This is a genomic window from Gluconobacter cerinus (genome assembly GCF_002723935.1).
In the GTDB taxonomy this organism is placed as follows: Bacteria; Pseudomonadota; Alphaproteobacteria; order Acetobacterales; family Acetobacteraceae; genus Gluconobacter; species Gluconobacter cerinus.
In genome coordinates, this window is the sequence record NZ_BEWM01000018.1 from 1 (window position 1) to 8,436 (window position 8,436).

Annotated in this window: 12 protein-coding genes and 1 pseudogene; 8 read left to right on the forward strand and 5 right to left on the reverse strand. The window is 60.4% G+C overall.

Annotated elements, in window-relative coordinates:
* The 5 genes and pseudogenes from GCE01_RS15890 to GCE01_RS15910 all read left to right on the forward strand — a co-directional run.
* Positions 1-325, forward strand: a pseudogene (locus tag GCE01_RS15890) (hypothetical protein); the annotation flags it as partial.
* Positions 326-437: 112 nt separating this feature from the next.
* Entirely contained in the window at positions 438-1,280 is an 843-nt protein-coding gene (locus GCE01_RS15895; RefSeq protein ID WP_099213616.1) for a P-loop NTPase family protein, read from the forward strand.
* Positions 1,280-1,846 carry a hypothetical protein gene (locus GCE01_RS15900; RefSeq protein WP_077804182.1) on the forward strand — a complete coding sequence of 189 codons (567 nt, stop codon included), beginning with the start codon at positions 1,280-1,282 and terminating at the stop codon, positions 1,844-1,846. Before GCE01_RS15895 ends, GCE01_RS15900 begins: the two co-directional genes overlap by 1 nt.
* Positions 1,847-1,955: 109 nt before the next feature.
* Positions 1,956-2,759 (forward strand): hypothetical protein, encoded by an 804-nt coding sequence (locus GCE01_RS15905; RefSeq protein ID WP_099213617.1) that lies wholly within the window; start codon positions 1,956-1,958, stop codon positions 2,757-2,759.
* Positions 2,760-2,776: 17 nt separating this feature from the next.
* Positions 2,777-3,178, forward strand: coding sequence for a hypothetical protein (locus tag GCE01_RS15910; protein WP_099213618.1), 402 nt, complete (start codon positions 2,777-2,779; stop codon positions 3,176-3,178).
* Between the two features lie 102 nt (positions 3,179-3,280).
* On the opposite strand, the gene GCE01_RS17280 is transcribed toward GCE01_RS15910, so the two are convergent.
* Entirely contained in the window at positions 3,281-3,559 is a 279-nt protein-coding gene (locus GCE01_RS17280) for a hypothetical protein (protein ID WP_228119316.1), read from the reverse strand.
* A 126-nt stretch (positions 3,560-3,685) separates the two neighbouring features.
* Between GCE01_RS17280 and GCE01_RS17285 the strand changes: the two genes are divergently transcribed.
* Positions 3,686-3,901: an antitoxin VbhA family protein gene (locus tag GCE01_RS17285; protein ID WP_228119317.1), complete on the forward strand. Its 216-nt coding sequence runs from the start codon at positions 3,686-3,688 to the stop codon at positions 3,899-3,901.
* Between the two features lie 7 nt (positions 3,902-3,908).
* A complete protein-coding gene (locus GCE01_RS15920) occupies positions 3,909-5,384 on the forward strand; it encodes a Fic/DOC family protein (protein ID WP_099213620.1) in 1,476 nt (491 codons plus the stop codon).
* 415 nt (positions 5,385-5,799) lie between these two features.
* Here GCE01_RS15920 and GCE01_RS16930 read toward each other — a convergent pair whose 3' ends face one another.
* Positions 5,800-5,964, reverse strand: coding sequence for a hypothetical protein (locus GCE01_RS16930; RefSeq protein ID WP_167386191.1), 165 nt, complete (start codon positions 5,962-5,964; stop codon positions 5,800-5,802).
* 61 nt (positions 5,965-6,025) lie between these two features.
* On the opposite strand from GCE01_RS16930, the gene GCE01_RS15930 reads away from it, so the two are divergent.
* A complete protein-coding gene (locus GCE01_RS15930; protein WP_243695619.1) occupies positions 6,026-6,382 on the forward strand; it encodes a hypothetical protein in 357 nt (118 codons plus the stop codon).
* A gap of 211 nt (positions 6,383-6,593) precedes the next feature.
* On the opposite strand, the gene GCE01_RS15935 is transcribed toward GCE01_RS15930, so the two are convergent.
* The 3 genes from GCE01_RS15935 to GCE01_RS16940 form a co-directional block, all read right to left on the reverse strand.
* The gene (locus GCE01_RS15935) at positions 6,594-7,262 is read right to left on the reverse strand and encodes a hypothetical protein (RefSeq protein ID WP_099213622.1); all 669 of its coding nucleotides are present in this window, start codon (positions 7,260-7,262) and stop codon (positions 6,594-6,596) included.
* 361 nt (positions 7,263-7,623) lie between these two features.
* Complete coding sequence (locus tag GCE01_RS16935; protein ID WP_167386192.1) at positions 7,624-7,824, reverse strand: hypothetical protein; 201 nt, start codon at positions 7,822-7,824, stop codon at positions 7,624-7,626.
* Positions 7,825-8,031: 207 nt separating this feature from the next.
* Complete coding sequence (locus tag GCE01_RS16940) at positions 8,032-8,205, reverse strand: hypothetical protein (RefSeq protein WP_167386193.1); 174 nt, start codon at positions 8,203-8,205, stop codon at positions 8,032-8,034.
* Positions 8,206-8,436: the final 231 nt, after the last annotated feature.

Here is an 8,436-nt window from a genome sequence, read left to right on the forward strand (position 1 = left end):
GGTGGATGCCAAGTCAGACACCTCGGGAGTGAGGCCAGAGAGGATTTTGCCTCCGAGCAAGATTGATCCCGACTGGCGTCCGGACGAAATTGAGGCCCACTGGGCCGAACGCGAAGAGCCTGTTTCAGTGAGGCCGAACGAACCGAGCGCCACCGAAGAAACAACCGGACAGACGCTGGTGCCAGCTCATCCGATCCGGGCGACACCTCCCGTCGCGATCGAAGACAATAAGAAAATTCCTCAGCACAGCAGAGACTCATTGAAGCGCCTGCGCGAAAAGATCCGCGCCCGCAAAGAGGAAAAGTACCGTCTGACGCCAGACTGATTTTCTTCCCCACGCGCATCTCAGTCGCAGATCAAGCGGTCATCATGGCTTTCGAAAGAGGAACACCAGTCCGTCTCATCGGGAGGCGGAACCCCTCAACAGGAGCCTGACTGTGACCAAGGACGCTGACGTCAAAGCCACCCCGTCTGCACCGGCCCCCAAAGCCACCGCCAAGAAAAAGCCCGTTATCTTCACAATCATCGGTCGTCAGCGGGTTGGCAAAACCACCCTGCTCAATGCTCTCGCACAGACCGTTCATGACCAGGGCGGAACGCCGGAGATCTGGAACACCGATCTCTTGAACCGCTCACACTCAATCTCGAATTTTCATGACGCGGATAGTCCGGCCGCAGGCGACACAAAGCGCCAGAGAAAATGGCTGGAAGAAAAGATCCAGTCACTCATGGAAAGTCGCCATGACGCCATTCTCGACATTGGCGGCGGATGGACAGCCCTGCACGAGCTGATCAACACGGAATCCCTGAGCCGCGCGCTCGACATGATGGGGATTACGCTCTCGGTCGTCTTTCTGATCGGACATGAGCGGGCTGATCTGGACTATCTGGAAGATCTCCAGAAAAAGAAGAAGTTCTCTCCCCGCAATTCTGCGATCATCATCAATGAAGGCCTCATCCCTCCTTCACTGGACCAGGACGACGTTGTGGATGTCGTTTCCCACCACCCAGCCGTCGAAGAAGCAATGGAGAATGGCGCGGACATCTTCATGTATCCTGCTGCCGAGCCAATGAAGGACGTGTGCGACCGGGGAATGACATTCTCGGCCTATGCCGCAGGCGAGCAGAAGGAGGGCTTTCCGACCAGCTCCATTTTTGATCGACTGGCCATGGACCGCTGGTATCGTCGTGATTTTCCCGCATTTCTTCAGGAACTCGGCGCCAGCCGTCTGCCGAATATGCCTAAGGGTCTCCCTGTTCCGGCCGAAAGTGACGTGTAATGTCTGACGGCCTTACCCAGAGGATTTCCGACTGTCAGGCCAGATTTGAAAGCTCACTGGATGCGCTCCGTGAGCAGACGCATCGGTGGACGCTTCGGCCGCGTTCACCTGAGGCCAAGGTTCTGGATGGCCTCATGATTCTGATGGAGATGAACAATCTTCATCAGGCCCTCCTCCTCAAGGATCGCGAACACTCCGAAGCAGCGCACAGAGCGCTGTTTCAGGAGGCCGAGAAGCGGATGGAGCAGTGTGTCGCGAAGTGTGAAAGCCTGCTGGATCAATGCACACGCTCGGCAACGGAGGAGGTGATTGAGGTCAGGCGTGCTCTCCATGAAGGCGTGGCAGCCTCTCGCCAGCTTCAGAAGATTGACGAAAAGACCGTCAAGGCAAAGGTCGCGGAAGTCCTTGGCACGGTCAAAGGCGAAATCGCCGAGAGCATGAAGGCCCAGATCGTGATGGCGGGCACCCGGGTTCGAAGGGACGAAATCAGCAAGCGGGCCGGATGGTTCGCCACCATGATCGTGGGCGGAACCGTCTTCGGAATTATCCTCGATCACCTCATTTAGGTGTGTCCGTTTCGGACACACCACCTCGCGCCATCAGGCAGCGTTTCAAACAGCCCTCAAAGTCGCAGACGACAGACGGATACTGAGCACCCCAACACAGGAGTGCCCAATGCCGCCCCCCGTCAAACAATCCTTCCTGATTACAGGTCTGGCTCTCTCAGCCGGACTTGGCCTCAGCGGTTCGTGCCAGGCGCAGTCGATCGAAGTGCCTAACGGCCTGCCGGAAGTCCCGCATGTCGTCTATCCGGAAGTCGGTCTACCGAACTTCACGGTCCCAGCCGGAACCGTCCAGCAGATCGGTGGAGACGGCAAGGTCATCCAGACCACTCAGCCCGTTTCGACCGGATCGGATTCATTGCAAACGCTCTACAGCCGCGCATGGGGCTATCAGGCCGCTGACAATGCTTCCTCTATTGGCGTCAACCCGGCTGCCCTGGCGGCGACGTGTCAGGTGGAATCAGGCTGCCAGAATGTCTATACGGCCACCGGATCAGGCCACACCATCACAGGCGCTTTCCAGATGTCGAACGGCACATATTCAGAAGAAATGAGCAAAGCGCTTGCCACAAATCCGGGACTGGCCAGCTCCATTACATCCGGCACAGCAGGTCAGCAGGATCCAGCTACACAAGCTGTAGCCGCAGCGCAGTATCTTAAAGACGCCGCTCTTTCTCTTCAGAAAGCTGGTGTCAGTAATCCGACCGCCGTTGATACCCGTGGATATTATAATTTCGGCCCGACCACGGGAAACGCCCTTGCACAGGCAAACTCAAGCGACCTGATGTCCGACTACATTTCCAGCAGCAAGATGAGCAGCAACGGCGTTACTAGCGGAATGACCGTGGGACAGTGGAGGCAGTCGGTTGCGGATAAGATGGGGACCGGAGCCACGAGCCCTGTCCTTTCCTCGTAATGTGATAGAGAGACACCATGATCAAACACATCTTCTTAGCAGTTGCCGGGTTTACCTCTGTCCTCGGGGCAGCTCATGCCGCGACCGTCACTCCGGTAAAGCCGATTGACCATCATGTTTGTATGGCATTGTACGCGCCCGATGATGTCATGATGGACACGCACCATCCCATCTCGTTCATGTCAGCCCCCGATTCATCAGCTAGCGTTATTTCGGACGCCTCGGTGGTGATGGCTGTCGATACCGTCGAGCCACAGAAAAATGGCTATGCTCTGGCGATGACCTACACGCTCCAACCGGCATGGATCAGCACGAAGTGGCTGAAGCCTTACTCGGTCGTTCACCCAGGGGTGACATGCACGCCTTATGTGATGAGCAACGGAAAGCTGGGCTTCGACTTCAAGCACCACCAACACTAAGGAACGCGCGTTTGTTCTCTGAAGGCAGCCTCCGGGCTGCCTTTTTCATATCCCCTGAGCCTGGACGTGGAGACACCGGAACCCACCACGTCGCGGGCAATGTCACCCGGCTTTGCGGATCTCGGCAAGAATGGGATCGGCCTTTCTCTGCCGGGGACAGGGATGGGCCAGATGGGCCGCTTCCAGATCAAGCAGCCACAGGGACAGATCAGCCGGAAGTGAGGACGTGCCCTCCAGGCAGCGCCGGAACTGGTTTCTGTGCATATCGCATTTCTCGGCGGCCTGACGCTCGGACCATCCGATCCGGAACAGGGCAAGAGACAAGCGCGGCCCGGTCAGGTGCTTCGGGCGGCTATCGAGAGGGGAAAGGCTCTTCGTCATAAGAGCATCCTGCCGCCGCGTTCTGCGACTGAACGCAAAAAATCTCGCCTTGAAACACATCTTCAGAACGGCCACGAACCACTGGAAAACCTTGCCATTCCGGGCAAAAACCGCTATTTTCTTCCTATGAGTTCAGCCAAAACCCTCTTCGCTCCGACGCCTTTTCCCGCTCTTTCGGATGAAGAGCGCGCGCGCCGTCAGGACGCGGTCGAGTGGACCCTCGCGGCCCAGAGACGGCAGGGCTACACGCATGATCCCCTTATCGAGGATGCCTGCCAGTCGTTCGTTGCGGGGCAGATCGACCTTGCTGAACTGGGGCGGAGACTGAATCCCGCCCTCTGACGCGTCGATGCCTCCCGTCCACGGTTACACCTACCCGAACGTCTCCGACGATCCGGACCAGACAGACGTCCTGCGGAACCGGCTCGGCCTTCGCCGCCATTCCGAACTTCACCCTGAAGAATACCGCCGCACCAGCCACAGGATTCTGGAAATCCGGCTGGGTCTGGGGCCGACCGGCCATTTCGATGCCGACCACCTGAAGGCCATTCATCGGCATATCTTTCAGGACGTCTATGAATGGGCGGGCCACATGCGCCACGAAAGGCCGGTCGTGGACGGGGCACGGGTCGAACCGATCGGCTCGATGCGCAAAGGCGCGACCACCTTCCTGCCCGGCTCGCACATCGACAGGGGGCTGACCGAGGCCTTCAAGCCCATCCGCGACCCGGACGTCCTGAAGGCCTCAACGCCGGAGCAGTTTGCGGCCATCGCCGGCAAGGTTCTGAACGAACTCAATTACGTCCACCCGTTCCGGGAAGGAAACGGCAGAACGCAGGAGGCGTTTGTCGCGGAACTCGGCCGACACTACGGGCATAATGTGGACCTCTCCGTCATCACGAGATCTCGGATGGTCTCCGCGTCTATTGCCGGCACGCAGGATCCGGACCATCCGGCCATGGCGGCCCTGCTGACGGACGCCAGTTCGCCCGCCCGCACCCGTGCTCTGAAGGAGCTGATGCAGGACATGGGCTCTGGCCCTGCCGCAAGGCCGTTGGATGACCTTGTCATCCGCACGGCCGCGCCTGGAGAAACTGTCTCGGGGATCTTCAAAACACGGACCAGCCTGTCCGGTGCGTTCGAAACGCCTGACGGGATCGTGGCGGTGCCTGTCGCGGATCTGCGAAACGCTGTCCGAAAGGACGGCGGGTACACCGTCACCGTGCAGTCCGATTTTTTGACGGCCTCTGCTGCTCCGGTGCTTCGGCCCGTGCCGCGTCCGGTCATCCCGGCTGTCTTCGGGCCTGCGGAGGAGAAGCGCGAAAGCGCGCTCCTGGCACGGGCGAAAGAGGACGGCCGCAAGGCCGCTGCCTCTTTTCATGCGTTCTGGTCTGCCCCGCCTTCCCTTGTCTGCCGCGACATCGAGACCGCCATCCGCCAGGAGGGCGGCGATGCAGCACAGGCCTTCAACGGCATGAAGGCCGGAGGCCGTCATGCGGCTCTTGGGGAGGCTATCAAACAGGAACTGCGGCATAATCCCGCTTTTGCGCGTGAGCTGGGCAAGATCCAGAAGGACATGGCCGCTTATGGCGACAGTCGAGAAAAGGCCTTCGCGTTCGGCGCGGCTCACGGTCGGGAAACGGAAATCCTGACCGACCTGGCCGGGACGGATCGGGAGATCGCCCGCCATGCGAGCCGGACTCCCACCTCTGAACCGGGCCGCGCCCTGATTCAGACCCTGACCGGCCAGCCCGCCCTAACCGCCACAACGGACCCGGCAGACCGCCCGTCTCTTTCGTCTGCCCAAACACCCGGCCCCGGCTGATCGCCCCCGGTTTTCCTAGACCCATCCTGCCCGTGCGGCGAGCACACTGACGGCGACGAGAGTGGAACGACGGTGGCGTTTTCCTGAGCCCATCCTGCCACCGGCCAAGACGGGCGACGGGACAGGCCGTCAAGCCCGGAGCGTCCTGAGCAAGGGGGGCAGGCTTGCGGCTGATGCGGGGTCGCGTGCGGCCCTGCAGCAGACGCGGGCCTGACACCTGCCGCCGAGGGTCGCGCAGCGGCTTTACGGACTGGCACGGCGACTGTCAGACTGAACGCTGGATGCGAGGCCGCCGTCGTGGAACGTGCCTCCCCGGACGGTCCGCAGGACTGACCGGGGAGGTTGAGGAGCCGTCTCACGAACCGATCCCCCAGACCAGGACCGTCCGACGTTGGAAAAGGATGCGGGTGAACCGTTACCCGGACGGGCCGAGACGCAGGGGCCAGACGCCCGGTTGAGGGCGGCTGGACGCTGTGGCTCGGTCGAACTTGGCGACGCAGGAGCCTAGTGAGATAGAGTGAACGAACCCTTCAGGGCCGCCCCGAATTCTTTTTCCGCCAGTCGCATCTTTCCGCGTCATTCTCCCCTTCTGAAGCAAAAAACACGCGCTCATCCGAAGCGTCGGCTTCGTGAAGAAGGACATGAAACAGATGCTCACCATTCCTAAAGTCTGGCCGTATTTCCTCTTTCTCTTTGGCCTCCAGTGGCTGATCGCAGCCATCCGTGAACGAAACAACGCCAAGTTTCTCGGCACGCCCTATGCGCTTTTCCACATCGCTTCAGCGGGCATGGCAACGATGATGCTCTGGCTCCGCCGCTCGACCCGCTACGCACTTTTCTTGGCTGTTCCGGTTACGGCGCTGTGCGGAGTTCTTTCGCTTGGCCTGTATCTTCTGGGCCATGAGAAAGAGGCGGTCAGCGCTCTCGACGTGGCTCTGATGGCCGGATTTGGAGGCTGGCTTCTCGAATTACTCTCGTCCATGATCGAAGAAATCTAAGCACCATCCTTCTTCGATTGCCTCGCGCAGCCCCCCTGTGGGGGGCGAGCATTGGGGGCAAAACACTCCGCGCCGACGAGGCGCGTCCGCCTTCCCGGAAAAAACGACGGGAGATGAAAAAGGGCGGACTGGAGAAGAGGCCGAGGGCAGAGCCGAGGCCGTCAGCGCGGCCCCGGTGGATGGCCGGACCTGCTGGCCCGGCCTGTGGGGGTTAGAGAACGGCCCCCCACTGTGCGGCGCGGACGTTCTCGGTGAGGCTGCGGGCGTTGTCCTTGACGTAAGGCTTCCAGTCTTCCCCGATCAGTTCGCGGTAGGCGTCACATGCGCCCTGAGCCATGACGGCGAGCGCGTAAGCCTTGGGGGCCTGCTGTGCCGCGAAACGGACGGCCCGATCTACGCGGTTTTCCCCGCCGTCGATGCCTTGGCGGTCTTCGTCGCGGCTTTCGTTGCTGAAAGAGTTCTGTTCGTCGCGGGCAATCTGCCGCTTGTTCTCGTAGAAGTTGGCGGCCCCATAGGCAGAGCGGATCAGGCCGTCCACGATGCGGCCAAGGTGCATTTCCATGGCCTTGAAATTGCGCTCGCCCCGGAAGTCTGTGACGACAAGCACATCCTCAAGAAGAGTGTACTGGTCCCTGATCATGCTTAGACCGGCCCCCATCAGCTCGTCATAGTCGCCAGCCTCGAAACCGAAATGCTGAACAATGGCGGCAATCTTGTCATCGTTGGGGGCGAGACGGAGAACGTCCGCCAGCGTGGGAGAGGCAATGGCCTTTGTGCGGTCGCGGGCTTCGTTGAAACGACGGACGGCAGCGGGACTGGCCTTTTTTGCGGCCTTGCGGTTCTGGGCCTTCGGTGCGATTGTGGTTGCTGCGTCGGACATGAAACGAACCTTTCTAGTCTAGCGAAGTCCCGTTCGGTGCTCGAACACCGTTCGGGGCGCTTTGTCTTGAGGGCCAATCCCTCTCGACAAGTAAAAGATAGCCTTTTTGGCCTTTCATGACAAGAGAAAAAGCGCGGAAAACCGCCATAAAACGCGCTTTATTTTTGTATGACAAGTAAAAAGATTTCTTGATTACTTTATGAATACCTGTCGTTTTCCTAGACCCATCCTGCCCGTGCGGCGAGCACACTGACGGCGACGAGAGTGGAACGACGGTGGCGTTTTCCTGAGCCCATCCTGCCACCGGCCAAGACGGGCGACGGGACAGGCCGTCAAGCCCGGAGCGTCCTGAGCAAGGGAGTCAGGCCTGCGGCTGATGCGGGGTCGCGTGCGGCCCTGCAGCAGACGCGGGCCTGACACCTGCCGCCGAGGGTCGCGCAGTGGCTTTACGGACTGGCACGGCGACTGTCAGACTGAACGCTGGATGCGAGGCCGCCGTCGTGGAACGTGCCTCCCCGGACGGTCCGCAGGACTGGCCGGGGAGGTTGAGGAGCCGTCTCACGAACCGATCCCCCAGACCCGGACCGTCCGACGTTGGAAAAGGATGCGGGTGAACCGTTACCCGGACGGGCCGAGACGCAGGGGCCAGACGCCCGGTTGAGGGCGGCTGGACGCTGTGGCTCGGTCGAACTTGGCGACGCAGGAGCCTAGTGAGATAGAGTGAACGAACCCTTCAGGGCCGCCCCCAATCCTCTTTTGCTTTCTTTGCTCACTGCCCTGATTTTTTCCCGGAAGAGTCCCGGGTCAGAAAGAACACCACAAAACCCACGGCAAGCACCAGCAGGCCTCCCCGGATTGGATGCAGAAAGCCCTGCCAGATCAGGAGTAGAATGGCGACCTGAATGATCAGCGCACCGATGCGAATGACGGTTTGTCGTGACATGGGGCCAGTCTAGTCTTTTTCGCTGTCCTGGCGCAGCCCCCCTGTGGGGGGCGAGCATTGGGGGCATCAAAGCTCGCGCCGACGAGGCGCGTCCGCCTGACTAAACCGGGTGAGCGGACAAAAAAAGCGGCCCGGAGGCCGCCTGTCGGTGTCACTGATGGGACGTTCGCAACTTTGCGAGCCGGGTGGCAATCGGTCCGATCGCAAGGCCCAGACCGATGGTGAAAACAG

What these genes read in the sequence shown, in the direction of transcription:
- GCE01_RS15900 (WP_077804182.1), top strand. Translation starts at nt 1,280, where the DNA reads ATGTCTGACGGCCTTACCCAGAGGATTTCCGACTGTCAGGCCAGATTT.
- GCE01_RS15905 (WP_099213617.1), top strand. Translation starts at nt 1,956, where the DNA reads ATGCCGCCCCCCGTCAAACAATCCTTCCTGATTACAGGTCTGGCTCTC.
- GCE01_RS15910 (WP_099213618.1), top strand. Translation starts at nt 2,777, where the DNA reads ATGATCAAACACATCTTCTTAGCAGTTGCCGGGTTTACCTCTGTCCTC.
- GCE01_RS17280 (WP_228119316.1), bottom strand. Translation starts at nt 3,559, where the DNA reads ATGACGAAGAGCCTTTCCCCTCTCGATAGCCGCCCGAAGCACCTGACC.
- GCE01_RS17285 (WP_228119317.1), top strand. Translation starts at nt 3,686, where the DNA reads ATGAGTTCAGCCAAAACCCTCTTCGCTCCGACGCCTTTTCCCGCTCTT.
- GCE01_RS15920 (WP_099213620.1), top strand. Translation starts at nt 3,909, where the DNA reads ATGCCTCCCGTCCACGGTTACACCTACCCGAACGTCTCCGACGATCCG.
- GCE01_RS16930 (WP_167386191.1), bottom strand. Translation starts at nt 5,964, where the DNA reads ATGACGCGGAAAGATGCGACTGGCGGAAAAAGAATTCGGGGCGGCCCT.
- GCE01_RS15930 (WP_243695619.1), top strand. Translation starts at nt 6,026, where the DNA reads ATGAAACAGATGCTCACCATTCCTAAAGTCTGGCCGTATTTCCTCTTT.
- GCE01_RS15935 (WP_099213622.1), bottom strand. Translation starts at nt 7,262, where the DNA reads ATGTCCGACGCAGCAACCACAATCGCACCGAAGGCCCAGAACCGCAAG.
- GCE01_RS16940 (WP_167386193.1), bottom strand. Translation starts at nt 8,205, where the DNA reads ATGTCACGACAAACCGTCATTCGCATCGGTGCGCTGATCATTCAGGTC.